The 15,732-nt window shown below is 72.7% G+C and carries 15 protein-coding genes; 9 read left to right on the top strand and 6 right to left on the bottom strand.

Translation table 11 applies throughout. The annotated features are described in order from the left end of the window. Positions 1-12: 12 nt before the first annotated feature. Positions 13-1,287, bottom strand: a complete 1,275-nt coding sequence (locus tag LZG04_RS31895; RefSeq protein WP_233824052.1) for an ATP-binding protein — start codon at positions 1,285-1,287, stop codon at positions 13-15. Continuing rightward, positions 1,287-1,952 (bottom strand): response regulator transcription factor, encoded by a 666-nt coding sequence (locus LZG04_RS31890; RefSeq protein WP_233824219.1) that lies wholly within the window; start codon positions 1,950-1,952, stop codon positions 1,287-1,289. The genes LZG04_RS31895 and LZG04_RS31890 overlap by 1 nt, the downstream gene beginning before the upstream one ends. A 39-nt stretch (positions 1,953-1,991) precedes the next feature. On the opposite strand from LZG04_RS31890, the gene hisN reads away from it, so the two are divergent. Continuing rightward, the gene (hisN, locus tag LZG04_RS31885; RefSeq protein WP_233824050.1) at positions 1,992-2,777 is read left to right on the top strand and encodes a histidinol-phosphatase; all 786 of its coding nucleotides are present in this window, start codon (positions 1,992-1,994) and stop codon (positions 2,775-2,777) included. A gap of 8 nt (positions 2,778-2,785) precedes the next feature. On the opposite strand, the gene LZG04_RS31880 is transcribed toward hisN, so the two are convergent. From LZG04_RS31880 to LZG04_RS31870, 3 genes are read right to left on the bottom strand one after another with little or no spacing between them, the layout of a single operon-like run. Beyond that, positions 2,786-3,340: a GtrA family protein gene (locus LZG04_RS31880; protein WP_233824048.1), complete on the bottom strand. Its 555-nt coding sequence runs from the start codon at positions 3,338-3,340 to the stop codon at positions 2,786-2,788. A gap of 37 nt (positions 3,341-3,377) precedes the next feature. Further along, on the bottom strand, positions 3,378-3,893 hold the full coding sequence (locus LZG04_RS31875) for a GtrA family protein (protein ID WP_233824217.1): 516 nt from the start codon (positions 3,891-3,893) through the stop codon (positions 3,378-3,380). Positions 3,894-3,928: 35 nt separating this feature from the next. Then, entirely contained in the window at positions 3,929-6,205 is a 2,277-nt protein-coding gene (locus LZG04_RS31870) for a sigma-70 family RNA polymerase sigma factor (RefSeq protein WP_233824046.1), read from the bottom strand. Between the two features lie 148 nt (positions 6,206-6,353). On the opposite strand from LZG04_RS31870, the gene LZG04_RS31865 reads away from it, so the two are divergent. The 8 genes from LZG04_RS31865 to LZG04_RS31830 all read left to right on the top strand — a co-directional run bounded on the left by LZG04_RS31865 (position 6,354) and on the right by LZG04_RS31830 (position 14,395). After that, complete coding sequence (locus LZG04_RS31865; RefSeq protein WP_233824044.1) at positions 6,354-7,160, top strand: GGDEF domain-containing protein; 807 nt, start codon at positions 6,354-6,356, stop codon at positions 7,158-7,160. Positions 7,161-7,352: 192 nt separating this feature from the next. Next, positions 7,353-7,742 carry a GntR family transcriptional regulator gene (locus LZG04_RS31860; RefSeq protein ID WP_233824042.1) on the top strand — a complete coding sequence of 130 codons (390 nt, stop codon included), beginning with the start codon at positions 7,353-7,355 and terminating at the stop codon, positions 7,740-7,742. Next, positions 7,739-8,608 carry an ABC transporter ATP-binding protein gene (locus LZG04_RS31855; RefSeq protein ID WP_233824040.1) on the top strand — a complete coding sequence of 290 codons (870 nt, stop codon included), beginning with the start codon at positions 7,739-7,741 and terminating at the stop codon, positions 8,606-8,608. The genes LZG04_RS31860 and LZG04_RS31855 overlap by 4 nt, the downstream gene beginning before the upstream one ends. Continuing rightward, entirely contained in the window at positions 8,605-9,591 is a 987-nt protein-coding gene (locus tag LZG04_RS31850) for an ABC transporter permease (RefSeq protein WP_233824019.1), read from the top strand. Before LZG04_RS31855 ends, LZG04_RS31850 begins: the two co-directional genes overlap by 4 nt. A gap of 62 nt (positions 9,592-9,653) precedes the next feature. Then, complete coding sequence (locus LZG04_RS31845; RefSeq protein WP_308199594.1) at positions 9,654-10,850, top strand: 5-(carboxyamino)imidazole ribonucleotide synthase; 1,197 nt, start codon at positions 9,654-9,656, stop codon at positions 10,848-10,850. Positions 10,851-10,867: 17 nt separating this feature from the next. Continuing rightward, a complete protein-coding gene (gene purE, locus LZG04_RS31840; protein WP_233824215.1) occupies positions 10,868-11,353 on the top strand; it encodes a 5-(carboxyamino)imidazole ribonucleotide mutase in 486 nt (161 codons plus the stop codon). A 52-nt stretch (positions 11,354-11,405) separates the two neighbouring features. Further along, positions 11,406-12,569, top strand: coding sequence for an acyl-CoA dehydrogenase (locus LZG04_RS31835; RefSeq protein ID WP_233824015.1), 1,164 nt, complete (start codon positions 11,406-11,408; stop codon positions 12,567-12,569). Between the two features lie 95 nt (positions 12,570-12,664). Further along, entirely contained in the window at positions 12,665-14,395 is a 1,731-nt protein-coding gene (locus tag LZG04_RS31830) for a hypothetical protein (RefSeq protein WP_233824013.1), read from the top strand. 198 nt (positions 14,396-14,593) lie between these two features. On the opposite strand, the gene LZG04_RS31825 is transcribed toward LZG04_RS31830, so the two are convergent. After that, positions 14,594-15,652 carry a VanZ family protein gene (locus tag LZG04_RS31825; RefSeq protein ID WP_233824010.1) on the bottom strand — a complete coding sequence of 353 codons (1,059 nt, stop codon included), beginning with the start codon at positions 15,650-15,652 and terminating at the stop codon, positions 14,594-14,596. Between the last annotated feature and the right edge of the window lie 80 nt (positions 15,653-15,732).

Raw genomic sequence — 15,732 nt, 5'->3', positions numbered from 1 at the left:
CGCAGGCCGCGCCTACCGAGGCGTGAGGTCGGTCCGCCAGCTCACGCCCACCACGTCCTCGGCCTTCGGCACGGGCAGGAACAGCGCGAACGTCGCCGGTCGGGCGGTGGACAGCTCCAGCCGCCCGCCGTCGGCGTCGACCAGGGCACGCGCCAGCGCCAACCCCACCCCGGTCGACCCGCCGCCGGACACCCCGCGCTCGAAGATGTGGTGCGCCAACTCGTCCGGCACGCCCGCGCCGCCGTCCGCGACCTCCACCACCACCGTGCCGTCGTCGCGGCGCGCCGACACGACCACCTGACCTTCACCGTGCCGCAGCGCGTTGTCCAGCAGCACGCCGATCGCCTCGCGCAGCCGCGCGGGCGTGGCCCGGGCCAGCAGGCCGTCCGGCACCCGCACCCGCAACGCGCGCCCGGCTCGGCGCAACGGCTCGCGCCACTCCTCGGCGATGGCCGTCAGCTCGGTGCCGAGGTCGAGCGGTTCCGCGCCCACCGCGCGGGCCGCCCGTGCCGCGGCCAGCATCTCGTTGAGCACCTCGGCGAGCCGTTCGGCCTGCTCCAGCGCGGCCCGCGCCTCGGTCGCCGTCTCCGCCTCCGGGTGCAGCGACAACGCCTCCAGCCGCAGCTGCAACGCGGTCAACCTGCTGCGCAGCTGGTGCGACACGTCGCCGACCAGCTCCCGCTCCCGCTGCACGAGGTCCGCCAACGCGCCCGCCGACCGGTCCAGCGCCTCGGCCACCAGGTCCAGCTCCGGCACGCCGTGCCGCCGGTCGTCACGGCGGAAGTCGCCCGCGCCCAGCCGCGCCGCCCGCGCCGCCACGTGCCGCAACGGCTTGGCGAGCCGACGCGCGGTCACCGTGGCCACCACCGTGCCGGTGCTCACCGACAGCACGACCAGCAGCACCACCAGCGCCGCCACCTGGTACTGGGCGGTGCGCATCGGCGCGGACGACAGCTCCAGCCGCACCGTGCCCTGCTGGGCGATCGGCACCTCGACCGACAACGGGTCCGGGCCGGGCGTGATGCCGAACTCCTGCCTGCCGTCGGGTGAGAGCACCACGAGGTGCCCGCCCTCCGGCACGCCCACCTCCACCGGCCCGAGGTCGATCTCCCGGCCGTTGGCGATCTGGTCGTCGATCGACGCGGCGATCCGCTGCGCCCGCGCGGCCAGGTCGGTGCGCGCGCCGTCCTCGACCAACCGCAGCGCCGTGTAGCCGAGGGGCAGGCCGAGGGCGAACCCGGTGACGGCGACGGCGAGCAGGATGGCCCGCAGGATCCGGCTGCGCATCAGTCCGCGGTGTTGAAGCGGAAGCCGACCCCGCGCACGGTCGCGATGCGGCGTTCCACCGACCGCACGTCGCCGAGCTTGCGGCGCAGCCACGACATGTGCATGTCGAGGGTCTTGCTGCTCTTGAGCTCCGGGTCGTTCCAGACCTCGGACAGGATCTCGTCGCGGTGCACCACCTGGCCCGCGCGTTGGATCAGCACGCGCAGCAGCTCGAACTCCTTGTTCGCCAACTGCACCTCCAACCCGTCCACGGTCACGCGGCGCGCGGCGAGGTCCATGCGCACGCCGTTGACCTCCAGGGTGCCGGGCGCGCGGCGGCGCAGCAGCGCCCGGATGCGGGCCATCAGCTCGGCCAGCCGGAACGGCTTGGCCACGTAGTCGTCCGCGCCCGCGTCCAGGCCGACGACGAAGTCCACCTCGTCGGACCGCGCGGTGAGCATCAGCACCGGCAGGCCGCGACCGCCCGCGCGCAGCCTCCGGCACACCTCCAACCCGTCCATCCCGGGCAGGCCGAGGTCGAGCACGAGCAGGTCGACGCCCCCGTGCTCGGCGGCGTCCAACGCGCCCGGACCGTCGGTGACGACTTGCACCGTGTAGCCCTCCCGCTGCAACGCGCGGGACAGCGGTTCGGCGATCGCCGGGTCGTCCTCGGCCAACAAGACCACGCTCACACCACCCAGCGTAGGCGTGGCACGATCCAGTGCGTGTCCGACCTTCGCGCAGATCTGTCCTTGGCCCTCCGCTTGGCGGACGAGGCGGACAAGATCACCACCGCCCGGTTCCGCGCCCGCGACCTCGTGGTGGAGCGCAAACCCGACCGCACGCCGGTGACGGACGCCGACGTGGCGGTCGAGGACGCGATCCGCGCGGTTCTCGCGGTCGAGGCCCCGGACGACGAGGTCGCGGGCGAGGAGCGCGGCGGCACGGCGGGCGACGGCCGGGCGTGGGTGGTCGACCCGATCGACGGCACGAAGAACTTCCTGCGCGGTGTGCCCGTGTGGGCGACGTTGATCGCGCTGGTCGTGGCCGGGGTGCCGGTCGTGGGCGTGGTGAGCGCGCCCGCGCTGGGCCGCCGCTGGTGGGCCTCGACGGGCGGCGGCGCGCACACCTCGGACGCCTCCGGCGAGCGGGCGATCTCCGTGTCGGGGGTGCGCGACCTGGCCGACGCGTACCTGTCCACCACGCACCTGGGCACGTGGGTCGAGCACCACTCGCGCGAGGCGTACCTGGCGCTGGTCGACGCGTGCTGGGAGAACCGGGCGTACGGCGACTTCTGGCAGCACTGCCTGGTCGCGGAGGGCGCGATCGACCTCGCCGCGGAGCCGATCGTGAACCCGTGGGACGTCGCGCCGTTCCAGGTGCTGGTGCGGGAGGCGGGCGGCCGGTTCAGCGACCTCGGCGGCGTGGAGCGCTTCGACGGCGGCACGGTGCTGTCCAGCAACGGGCACCTGCACGACGCGGCGCTGAAGGTCCTCGCCGACAACCGCTGACCCGTGGGTCAGGAGCGGCCGAGGGCTTCGTCCTCGCCGTCACGGCGGTCGTAGGACCTGGTCACGCGGCGCGGGCGGAAGTCGGCCTCCGGGAAGACCCACTTCTTGTAGCCCCACCAGCGGAACGCCATGCCGATCAGGGTGCCGATGATCTGCGCGCTGATGAAGTCGGCGACCTCTTCGCCGAGCCTGGTCACGTGCGGCTCCTGGAAGTGCAGCAGGTACCGCGACACCCACAGCGGCATCGAGTTGAGCGCGATGCCGATGCCGTTGATCAGGAAGAACAGCGCCGCCTCGTGGTGCCTCTCCCGCCCGCCCCTGGTCTTGAACGACCACTCGCGGTTGAGCACGTACGACACGATCGTGGCCACCAGCGTCGCCACGATCTTCGCGGTGACCGGCTTCGGGCTCAGCACGGTCGTCTTGAGGACGAAGAAGATGACCGTGTCGATCACGAAGCACGTGCCGCCGACGACCGCGAACTTCAGCAGCTCGCGGTGCTTGAGGGCCAGCGAGCGCAGCGGTTCGGGCAGGCGCTCGACGAAGCTTTCGACGAAGGACACCCCGGCAGTCTACGGACGGCCGGGGTGAAAGCCCTGTTCAGGCGACTTCGCGCTGGTCGGCGACGACGTGCAGCGGGCGCACCGACGGGCGCGCGTCGGCCTGCGGGAACACGAACTTCCGCATCGCCCAGTACTTGAACCCCGTGGCCAGGAGCATGCCGATCACCGAACCGGCGACGAAGTCGGCGATCTCCGAGTGCAGGTCGAACACGTGCCGCGAGATGTAGAGCGGGGCCAGGTTCACCCCGATGCCCAGGCCGCTGACCAGGAAGAACAGTGCGGCCTCGTGGTGTCGCTCACGTCCGCCCCTGGTGTGGAAGGACCACTCGCGGCTGAGCACGTACGAGGAGATGACCGCCACCAGCACCGCGATGGCCTTCGCCGTGACCACCTTGTCCTGGAGCACGGTCAGCTTCAGCGCGTACCAGACGCCGTTGTCGATCACGAACGTCGTGCCGCCCACGACGGCGAAACGGATCAGCTCGCGGTGCTTGTTGATCAGGAACCGCACCGGTTCCGGCAGAAGGCCCAAGACCTTGCGCACTAGTGGCAGCACCGGGGCAGGCTACCGACTCCGTCACCGAACGATCACGAAGGGGTGTCGCAACGGCCCGGCCGCAGGTCGTCGAGGATCGGTGGCAGCCACGGCGGCCTGGGTCGGCACGGTTCGCCGCGCGTCGGCGGTGGCGTGGTCGTGGTGGGCGCGGTGGTCGGCTCCGTCGTGGGGGTGGTCGTCGTGGTCGGTGCCGTGGACGGGGTCGACGGGGTGGTGGTGGACGCCGGCGGTGCGGTGGTGGTCGTGGGCGGCGTGGTCGTGGTCGTGGGTGGCGTCGAACGCTTGGTGGTCGTGGTCGGGGTGGTCGTCGTCGGCGGCGCGGGGGTCGTCGTGACGACCGGCGGTTCGGGCTCGTGCGGGTCGCCACCGCCGGGACGGGTCGAGATGGGCACCTCGACGCTCTCGGAGGCCGCGCCCAGGGTCGCCGAGACGCGCACCACGCCCTCGCGGTGCGGCGCGCCGACCGCCCAGACCGACATCCGGAACGACTCACCGCGCTCCAGCGGCACCTCGCACACGACCCGGTGCCACGACCGCTCGCAGTCCGGCCGCAGCGCGACCAGCGTGATGTGCCGGTCGGACTCCACGACCAGCCGCAGGACGCCCGCCCGGCCGCCGGTGTTCGTGGCCTTGATGTCCAGCCTCGGATCCCAGAACCCGTGCTGCCAGCGGTGGACTTGCAGGTCGAGGTCGTCGTGCACCGGGCGGACCTCGACGGCGACGTCGATCGCCACGCTCACCGACGTGCCCGCGTTGACGATGCCGGTGATCCGGCCGGTCGCCGCGTCCGGGTCGGCTTGCAGCCGGAACACGAACGTCGCCGTGCCGCCGGGCGCGATGCCCTGAGTCGTCGCGCACGTCACCGCGCCGGTGCCGGCGGGGCAGGCCACGGTCTGGTCGGCCGCGCCGTCGAGCCGGAGCAGCCGCCCACCGGCCAGCGACGCGACGGGCCCCGCGGACCGCACGCCGGGCGGCAGCACGAGCGCGGCGCTCGCGGGTTCGGACGGCGTCTCGCCGGAGTTGCGCACGGTGATGGGCAGCTCGACCGGCTCTTCGCCGGGGGTGAGGGAGAACCCGCTGGGCACCACCGGCACGAGGCTCGGCGGTGAAGGCTGCGGCTGCGGCTCGGGTTGGGGCTCCGGCTCGGGCTGCGGGGCGGGTTCGGGTTCGGGCGCGGGTTCCGCCGCGGGCGTCGGGACCGGCGCGGGTGTCGGAACGGACGCGGGCTCGGTCGTGGGCGCGGGTTCCGGGGACGGCACGGGCGGAGGCGGCGGCACGACCGGCGCGGGCGGCTGGACCGGCTGCGCGGGCTGCGTGGTGGGCGGCGGCGCGGCCTGCGCGGCGGGCACCTGCTGCTCGCCGCCGGACGCCAGGCCGATCGCCACCGCGACCACCAGGGCGGCGGTCGACGCGGCGGCGACGAGGAACTGGCGCGGCGCGGACGCGGCGGCTCCGGCGGCACCGCCCGTGCCCGCGGCGGCGGCCACCGCGGCGGCCTTCGCCGTGCCGGCCCCGGCCGCGGCCAGGTAGCCGGTCGCACCGAGGCCCAGCACCAGCGGTGCGATGATCCCGCGCAGCGCGCCGTTGACGTCGGCCAGCTCGGCGGCCAGCGCCCGGCAGCGGGTGCACTCGTCCAGGTGAGCCTCGACCTGCGTGGTCTCCCGCTTGGACAGCCCGCCGCGGGTCCACGCGCCGAGCCGGTCCACCGTGGCGCGGCAGCGCTCGGCCTGCGTCTCGGCGAGGTGCACCTGCAAGTAGGCCTGCTTGAGGCCCTCGCGGGCGCGGTAGGCCAGCGCGGACACGCCGTTGGCGGTCAGGCCGAGCAGCGGCGCGACCTCGGCGGGCGTCTGGCCCTCGATCTCGGTGTGCCACAGCACGGTCTGCCAGCGCTCGGGCAGCCGCGCGAACGCCTTGGCCGCCATCGACCGCTCCAGCCCGGCCACGGCGGTGTCGGAGAACGGCACGCTGGTCGCCTCGGGCGCGGCCTCGGCCACGTCGTCGGACAGCTCGACCTTCCGGTCGCGGCGCGTCTTGTCGTAGGCGGTGTGCCGCAGCGCGGTGAGCAGGTAGGCGCGGAACGCCGAGTCGGGCCCGCGGCCCGCCCGCAGCGCGTCGAGGACCTTCGCGAAGGCGTCCGAGACCAGGTCGTCGGCTTCGGCGGACGACCTGGCGAGCTGGCGGGCCAGGTTGTACGCGGCGGTGACGTGCCGTTCGTAGAGCTGCCCGTAGGCGTCGACGTCCCCGCCGCGCACGGAGTCGATCAGCTCCGCGTCGCTCGGTCCCTGGACTTCGGCAGGAACGGTCGCCACGTTGTCTTCCCTCCTCGCGCGGCGCCAGTGTGACGCACCAAGTCGCGCACCGTCACCTGGAACCCCCCGACCGGGTGGAGTGAATGCCGTCATGGATGACGCCCGCCCACGTCTCGTAGACGGAAACCGACGTCGAGGAGGCAGCCGGGTGGATGTTCGGGAAGCGGTCGCACGGCGTTCCGGCGCCGGAGGGTCGCGGGCACTGCGGTCGAGGTGGCGCACCGCCACGATGGCCGCGGGCTGGGCGTTCCCGGCGGACTGGTCGCTGGCCGAGGTGGACGACGTGTGCCGGGCGGTGCTGGAGGGCGGCGACGCGAGCGGGGAGCTGTACCGGCTGGGCGGCGCGCGGGCCGAGGCGGGCGCGGGCCTGGCCGAGACGCTGCTCGACCTGGCGGCGCTGCACGCGGTGCTGGCCGAGCCGCCGGGGTCGACCGGGATCGTCTCGCCGAGCGTGGACGCGATCCCGGCGCGGATGCTGCGGTCCACCGCGCTGGGCTGGGGTGACGTGATGAGCAGGCGGGCGGCGGAGTGCGCCGCGGACAACCCGCTGACCGGCCTGGCCACGTCCGCGTACCTGAACACGAGGCTGCGCGAGGTCTACGCGGAGGCGCGCGCCGCCGGCCGACAGGAGCACGTGCTGGTGGTCGTGGCGCTCGACCTGACCCGCACGTCCGGGTGGTCGCGGGTGGTGGCGATGACCTTGTTGGCCGACGCGCTGAAGGAGGTGTTCGACGCGGGCGAGACGGTGGCCTCGATCGGGTCGTCGACGGCGTGCGTGCTGCTGCGCCGCGACCGGCACCTGGCGCGGGCGTTGACGAACCTGCGCGTGCTGACCGCGGACCGGCTGGCCGTCGACCCGCACGTGGCCCCGACCGGACCGGTCCGGGTCTGGCTGGAGGAGCTGCCCCCGAGCTGCGAGGACGCGGTGGCGCTGGTGGCCGGCCTCGGCCGCTGAGACCCCGGGCGCCGAACCCCTGTCCGGCGTCCGACAACTGAAGACCCCCTCCCCACAGAGGAGCCCGGCGCCTGCCTCCCCAGTGCGCCGGGCTCCTCGCTTCTGCACGCGGTGCCCTGCCGTGTTTGACACCCCACCCGGTGTGATGGTCTTCTAGTGTCTTAGTTGAGTAACACAATTCGGAGGCGCCGGGTGGAGTTCCGCATCGACCGGTCCAGCGGCCTCCCCGCGTACCTCCAGCTCGTGCGCCAGGTGCGGGAGGCGTTGCGCCTGGGCTGGCTGGGGCCGGGAGACCGGCTGCCGACGGTCCGCGACGTCGTCGCGAGGAGTGGTGTGAACGCGAACACGGTGCTCAAGGCATACCGCGAACTGGAGCTGTCCGGCCTGGTCGAGGCCCGTCAGGGCGCCGGCACGTTCGTCAAGGCCGGTCTCGGCTCGACCGACCCGCAGGTGATGGCCGCGCTCAGGGCGCGGCTGGCCGAGTGGGTCCGCGAAGCGCGCGAGGCCGGCTTGGAGATCGAGGACATCGACGCCCTGGTGCGTTCCGTCCTCGGCGAAGGGGAGGGGGTGTCGGTCCGGTGAGCACTGCTGTCGAGGCAGGCGACGGCGCGGTCGCGGTGCGGGCGCGCGGGCTGGGCAAGCGTTACCGCGCCAAGTGGGCGTTGCGCGAGTGCGCGTTCGAGCTGCCCGCGGGCCGGGTGGCGGCGCTGGTCGGCGCGAACGGCGCCGGCAAGACGACGTTGATGAGCGTCCTGGCCGGACTCCTCGGCGCCGACGAGGGGTCGGCGAGCGCGGCGGGCCGGGTGGCGTTCGTCTCGCAGGACAAGCCGGTCTACCGGCACTTCTCGGTGGCCGACATGCTGCGCTTCGGCGCGCGGCTCAACGTCGTGTGGGACGAGGCGCGGGCCCGCCGCTGGCTGGCGCGCTTCGAGATCCCGCTGGACCGGGCGTGCGGCAAGCTGTCCGGCGGCATGCAGGCGCAGGTGGCGTTCGCGCTGGCCATCGGCTCGCGACCGGACGTGCTCCTGCTGGACGAGCCGCTGGCCAACCTCGACCCGCTGGCCCGCCGCGAGGTCACCGCCGAGCTGCTCGGCGAGGTCGCCGAGACCGGCATGACCGTGCTGCTGTCCACGCACGTCGTGGCCGAGCTGTCCGGGGTGGCCGACTACCTGCTGCTGCTCGCGCACGGCCGGCTGCTGGCGGGCGGCGACCTGGACGAGCTGCTCGGCGGCCACGTCAGCTACACCGGCCCGCGCTCGGACGTGCCGCCCGCGCTGGGCGAGGTCGTGGAGGCCCGGCACACCGCCACCCAGTCGACGTTCCTGGTCCGGCTGCCCGAGGGCAGGCCGCGGCCGGTGGTGGCGGGGCCGTGGGTCGAGCGGCCGCCGACGTTGGAGGACTACGTGCTCGCCCAGCTCGAAGCCACCCGGAAGGGGATCCGCGCATGACCGGCACCACGACGGCCACCGCGCCCGTGACCAAGCGCGACCGCGTCGGGTGGGGCGACCTGGCGTGGTTGACCTGGCGCCGGCACCGGTGGGGCGTGCTCGCCCTGACCGCGGCCGTCGGCGTGGTCGTGGCGCTGGCGCTCGGCGTCGCCTGGCGCGTCGAGGCGACCGGCGGTGCGGGCGAGCTGTTCGGGCGGTGGAGCTACGTGAGCGTGGCGTACGTGCTGGTGGTGGCGCCGATGACGATCGGCCTGGCCATCGGCGTGTTCTGGGCCGCGCCGCTGCTGTCGCGCGAGTACGAGCAGCGCACGCACGTGGTGGCGTGGAGCCAGGACCTGACCGCGACCCGGTGGCTGACCGGCATGGTGGTGCTGCTCGGCGTGCCCGCTTTGGTCCTGTCCGTCGGCGTCGGCCTCGCGTTGATCACGCTGATGAACAGCGTGAACGCCGTCATGCCCGACCGCGCGCCGTTCGTGCCGATGGAGATGCCGGCGTTCGAGGCGACGCCGCTGTCGCAGGTCGCGTACGCGTCGTTCGGGTTCGCGCTCGGCCTGGCGCTCAGCGCGCTCACCCGCCGCACGGTGCTGTCGATGGGCCTCACCCTCGGGGTGTTCCTCGCCGTGCGCATCGTCGTCAGCGGCCTGTGGCGGCCGTACTTCCAGCAGCCGCTGCGCATGGTGGAGCCCTACCAGGCGCTCGGGGAGTCCTCCGGCGGCCCACCCGCCGACGCGTGGGTGGTGAACAGCGGTTTCTCCGACGCCGCCGGCAGCGAGATGCCGTACCCGCGCCAGTGCACGGACATCCAGGACAACCGCGACTACGCCACCTGCATGGTCGACCACGACGTGCACTACTTCAGCGAGTACCACCCGGCGGACCGGCTCGTGCCGTTCCAGCTGTACGAGTTCGCGATCTACGCCGTGCTCGCCGCCGCGCTGTTCGCGCTGGCGTTCACGTGGGTGCGCCGGGCCCGCCGGGTGTGACGGACGCGACCGGTGCGGCCGGGTCCGGACCACCGCGTTTGTGCACGTAGAATCACGAAACCGTGGACTCCCGTACTCGTTTCCCCGTCGTTGGCATGATCGGCGGCGGCCAGCTCGCCCGCATGACGCACCAGGCCGCCATCCCGCTCGGCCAGTCGCTGCGGGTGCTCGCCGAGTCGGACTCCGACCCCGCCGCGCTCGTCGCGCGCGACGTGGAACTGGGCAAGCACACCGACCTCGACGCGCTGCGCGCGTTCGCCAAGTCGTGCGACGTCGTCACGTTCGACCACGAGCACGTGCCGCAGGAGCACCTGCACGCGCTGGTCGCCGAGGGCGTGAAGGTGCACCCGGGGCCGGACGCCCTCGTGCACGCGCAGGACAAGCTGGTCATGCGCGAGCGGCTGGCCGCGATGGGCGCTCCCGTGCCGCCGTTCGCCGCCGTGCACGACTCGGCCGCCGTGCTCGAGTTCGGCGCGCGGCACGGGTGGCCGTGCGTGCTGAAGGCGGTGCGCGGTGGCTACGACGGCCGTGGCGTGTGGATGCTCAACACGCCGCAGAGCGCGCAGCGGGTCGTGCCCGAGCTGCTGGCCGCGGGCACGCCGCTGATGGTCGAGCAGTGCGTGCCGATGCGCCGGGAGCTGTCCGCGCTGGTCGCGCGCTCGCCGTTCGGCCAGGGCGCGGCGTGGCCGCTGGTGCAGACCGTGCAGCAGGAGGGGATCTGCGTCGAGGTGCTCGCGCCCGCGCCGCAGGCGGACCCCGTGCTGGCCGAGCAGGCGCAGGGGCTCGCGCTGAGGATCGCCGCCGAGCTGGGCGTGGTCGGGCTGCTGGCCGTCGAGCTGTTCGAGACCGAGGACGGGCTGGTCGTAAACGAGCTGGCCATGCGACCGCACAACTCCGGCCACTGGACCATCGAGGGCGCGCGGACCTCCCAGTTCGAGCAGCACCTGCGGGCCGTGCTGGACTACCCGCTCGGCGTGACGGACCTCGTCGCGCCCGCCGTCGTCATGGCGAACGTCCTGGGCGCGTCCGAGCCGCCCGAGATGGGGCCGGACGAGCGGCTGCACCACCTGTTCGCCCGGTTCCCCGACGCGCGCGTGCACCTGTACGGCAAGGCGGAGCGGCCGGGGCGCAAGATCGGTCACGTGACGCTGCTCGGCGAGCGGATGGACGACGTGCGGCAGCGGGCGAGGCTCGCGGCGCACTGGCTGTCCGACGGCGTGTGGCTGGACGGGTACGACATCCACGGAGGGCAGCAGTGACGCACGTCGGCGTGATCATGGGCAGTGACTCGGACTGGCCGGTGATGAAGGCGGCGGCCGAGGCGCTGGCCGAGTTCGACGTCACCTACGAGGTGGGCGTGTACTCGGCGCACCGCACGCCGCAGCGGATGCTGGACTACGCCGCCTCGGCCGCGTCGCGCGGGCTGAAGGTGATCATCGCCGGCGCGGGTGGCGCGGCCCACCTGCCGGGCATGGTGGCGTCGGCGACGGCGTTGCCGGTGATCGGCGTGCCCGTGCCGCTGAAGTACCTCGACGGGATGGACTCGCTGCTGTCGATCGTGCAGATGCCGGCGGGCGTGCCGGTGGCGACGGTGTCGGTGGGCGGCGCGCGCAACGCCGGTCTGCTGGCCGTGCGGATCCTGGCGGCGGCCGACCCGGACCTGCGCGAGCGGATGGAGGAGTTCCAGTCCTCGCTCGCCGAGCTGGTGCTGGAGAAGGACGCGGCGCTGCGGGCTGTTGCGGACGGCACAGCGGCGAACTGAGTGAACGCGCGCTAACATCCGGGTAGGACGCCCTACCGGGAGGTAACTTAACGTGGACCCGAGCTTCGGTACCTACCAGCTCGCCGAGGAGCACGAGGCGCTGCGCGAGGCGGTGCGGTCGCTGGCCGACAAGGAGATCGCCCCGCACGCGGCGGAGGTGGACGAGCAGGAGCGCTTCCCGGTCGAGGCGTTGAACGCGCTGGTCAAGGCGGGTTTCGCGGCGGTCCACGTGCCGGAGGCCTACGACGGCCAGGGTGCCGACTCGGTGGCCACGTGCATCGTGATCGAGGAGGTGGCGCGGGTCTGCGCGTCGTCGTCGCTCATCCCGGCGGTGAACAAGCTGGGCACGATGCCGATCCTGCTGTCGGCGTCGGAGTCGCTCAAGCAGCAGGTGCTGCCGTCCGTCGCGTCGGGTGAGGCGATGGCGTCGTACGCGTTGTCCGAGCGCGAGGCCGGTTCGGACACGGCGTCGATGCGCACGCGTGCCCGCCTTGACGGCGACCACTGGGTGCTGAACGGCACGAAGTGCTGGATCACCAACGCCGGCGAGTCGAGCTGGTACACGGTCATGGCCGTGACGGACCCGGACGCGCCGAAGAAGTCCCAGGGCATCTCGGCGTTCGTCGTGCACAAGGACGACCCGGGCTTCGTCGTGGGCTCGAAGGAGCGCAAGCTGGGCATCAAGGGCTCGCCCACGCGGGAGATCCACTTCGAGAACTGCACGATCCCCGAGGACCGCATCATCGGCGAACCGGGCACCGGCCTGAAGACCGCGCTGCGCACCCTGGACCACACCCGCCCGACCATCGGCGCGCAGGCGGTGGGCATCGCCCAGGGCGCCCTGGAAGCCGCCATCGCCTACGTCAAGGACCGCAAGCAGTTCGGCAAGTCGATCTCCGACTTCCAAGGCGTCCAGTTCATGCTGGCCGACATGGCCATGAAGGTCGAAGCCGCCCGCCACATGGTCTACGTGGCCGCCGCGAAGGCCGAACGGGGTGAACCGAACCTGAGCTTCATCACCGCTGCGGCCAAGTGCTTCGCGTCGGACGTCGCGATGGAGGTCACGACGGACGCCGTGCAGCTGTTCGGGGGCGCCGGCTACACCCGCGACTTCCCGGTGGAGCGGATGATGCGTGACGCCAAGATCACCCAGATCTACGAGGGCACGAACCAGATTCAGCGCGTGGTCATGTCGCGCGCCCTGCTCAACGGCTGAGTGGCTTTCGGCCTGGGGGCGGACGGCCGTCATGACCGCGCCGCCTCCAGGCCACGATCTCGGAGCCGCCGACCGGCTCGGGCGTCACCGGTCAGGTGGGCCCTACGCTCTCGCACGGGAGATGTGAGCGGGGGAGCAGGATGTCGCGGGGGTACGAGGTCGAATGGGACGGGACCGTCGTCCGTCTGCCCCGTTGTGCCGAAGGCACCGTGAACTTCTCCAGTTGGGGCGACGCCGAGATGGCTCTGGCCGACTTCGTCACGGAGGTTCGGCGGCGTGGTGCGGGTACCGCGACCGTCGCGCTCATCCCAAGGCCGGACAACACGCACAACCCGTACGCGATCTCGGTGGCTCGCCCGGCCGGGTCCGGCCGCACCCCCGACGAGCGCCATCTCGGCTTCCTTCACGACTACTTCCTGCGCGCCGTAGGACCGGTGAAGCTGCCCCTGCTCGCCCGGTACGCCGTCTCCGGGGAGATCGAGTGCACCGTCGTGGTGCTGGACGACGACGTGTCGCTGGCCATCCCGGGGAAGGTCGATCTCGGTCGGCTGATCGACGAGTTCCTGGCCGCTCACCCCGACGCGCCACCTGCCGGTGAGCCGCCTCGAGTCGGCTGGCTGAGCGAAGCGGATGCGGCGACTGCCCGTTGCCTGGACCTGATGGCTCCGTCGCGGGAACCACCCGTCGTCCCGCCGACCATCGACGACCTCCGCCTCGTGGGATACGAGGCCCACCGCCGGGGTCTGTTGATCACCGACGCCGGTACGGGCAGGTTCGTCGGCAGGCTGCAGGACCGGATCCTCACGCTCACGGACGAACGAGTCCGCCCAGCGGTGGTGGAGCACCTGGTCGGCCTGGGCATCGACGTGGCCGCACCGATCGGAGGACCCGCGGGTGCGGACCGGGGTGCCGTGGAGCGCCTGGCCCTGATCCAGGAGGCCACGCACATCCAGCTCTCCCCGTACGGGGAGAACGGGCGGCCGGACCGGAGCCTCAAGGTCGCCTACTACGTTCCGCTGATCGAAACGCTCTGGGTGGCCTCTCGGCGACTGGTCGACCCGGTGCGGCGCTTCGCGGAGCGCCACGGGCTGGTGGTGACGACCCTGCACGTACCCCTTGTCGACTGGGCGCTGGAGCAGGAGTTCGACTACCACGACCTGCATGGGCACAATGCGCACCACCGGCACTTCGGCCGACCGGGTCACCGGCCGGACCACCGGCTGTACCGGCTGCCGCACCTGAAGGCCCTGCTGCCGGTGGAGCTGCGAAAGCGCGAGAACCTCGTGTGGGGTGCCTGCCCGGACGAGGAGCTCCCGGAACGAGCGGACCAGTTCCGCGTCCTCGAGCGCTACTTCACCGACCGGGTCGCCTTGTTCGGTGCGGTCGAGCTCGCTGACGCGATCGTCCCGTGTCGGCTGTGCGGTCGCCGGACCCTGCGGTTCACCGCCAGGTGGGCCGAAGGGCCGCTCGCGTACTGCGGCCCGTGCCGTCACGCCGCCGCGCAGGGGCAGCTGGGACGCCCGGACGACGCTCCGGTCGCGCTGCGGGCGCTCGCCGAGGTCGAGTTCGAAGGGCGTCCCCTGGTGCGCAGCCAGCTCGACCAGCTCACTCCTCCCGGCGACGGATCGCGGCGCACGGCCGCAGAGGTGGACAAGTTGCTCCTGCTCCGCTCATTCATCTCCAGGAGCAAGGCGCTGGCCTGGACGAAGGTGCTCATCGGTGCCGGGCTGGCGGACGAGGGCGTACGGATGTCCCGTGGCATGGTGATACCCGCCGTCGACCAACCCGCGATACCCCGAACTGAACGCCAACGGTTACCGGACTGAACGCGGGCGGACTGGCTGCTCGCCGACGGAACCTCGGTGGGGATGTGGGGGATGCCCGATGAACCCGCTTACGCCGAGAAGGTGGTTGCCGAACGCGCGCTCGCCCGGAGCTGCGGCATCCGCCTCGTCGAGATCTTCCCGCCGGACGGCAACCGCCTGAGGTCCTGGCCGAGTTCCTCCCGGCGAGCTGACGCCCGGCTACCGGACCGGAGCGGGCTCGACGGTCGAGGCCGTCGGGACGGCGCGGGTGTCGGCGGTCAGGTCCGGCAGGCCCCGTTGGTCGCGGCGGAAGACCGGGAGGGCGAAGGCGCCCAGGACGAACACCGCCAGCACGGTCAGGTCCAGGGCGAACCACCAGCTCGACGGGGCCAGCGCGGTGTAGGTGATCAGACCCGTGACGCCCAGCAGCTCACGCGCGGTGATGCGCAGGGGGTTGGCACGCGTGCCGTCCGTGCGCCGCAGGCCGTAACGCAGCAGCCAGCCGCCGGGGGTCCGGCCGGTCGCGGCCGGCAGGACGACGCGGATCGTGAAGGTCAGGGCGAGCAGCCACCACACGTCGTCCCGGAACACCAGGTGCGACAGCACGACCAGGACGATCACGTCGACCGCCAGCCCCAGCAGTCGTCGCGGCACGGTCACCGTGTCCGGTGGGGCGGTGGACGCGTCGGGGTGCGGGACCCGTGGGACGACGAGCGCGGCCGGGGCGATCATCCAGCCCAGCAGCGAACCTGCAGTGTTGGAGATCAGGTCGTCGACGTCCGCGATCCGGTACGGGCACGGGAACGCGCCGAGGTTGCCCGTGTACTGCACGACCTCCACCGCGAGCGAGATGCCCAGTCCGATGGCGACCGCCGCCAACGGACCGCGGCCGTACGACTTGCGCAGCACCACGCCCAGCGGCACGAACAGCGCGACGTTCAACGCCTGCTGGAGGAACACGGTGGACGTGACGACGGCCTCGATCCCCGAACGCCCGTTGGCCGCCAGGTTGTTGCGCATGTCCGTCACCCACCGGAACGGCGTGGTGGACACCATGTCCTCACCGGTGCACTCCAGCGAGGACGGGAACGGCAGGAAGATCAACGCCAGCGCCACCAGGCCGTACGCCAGCAACCCGTACAGCACCAGCGCCCGACGCGGCTCGACCCGCCCGAACCGGTAGTAGTGCAGCGCGATCAACGGCAGCAGGACCAGCGCGCCGACGCCCACGAACGCCGCGAAGCCCGTCCGAACGGGCCCCAGGTACGAACTCAGCATGTCCACCGATCCGGTTCACGCTCCCGCGACGAAGGTCAACCGCTCAGTAACCCCGTCGCGTGAACACCAAACCCGATCGG

The sequence above is a fragment of the Saccharothrix sp. S26 genome (assembly GCF_021390395.1).
Classification (GTDB): Bacteria; Actinomycetota; Actinomycetes; order Mycobacteriales; family Pseudonocardiaceae; genus Actinosynnema.
Note: the sequence above shows the minus strand (reverse complement) of the source record. Positions and strands in the feature narration are given on the sequence as shown.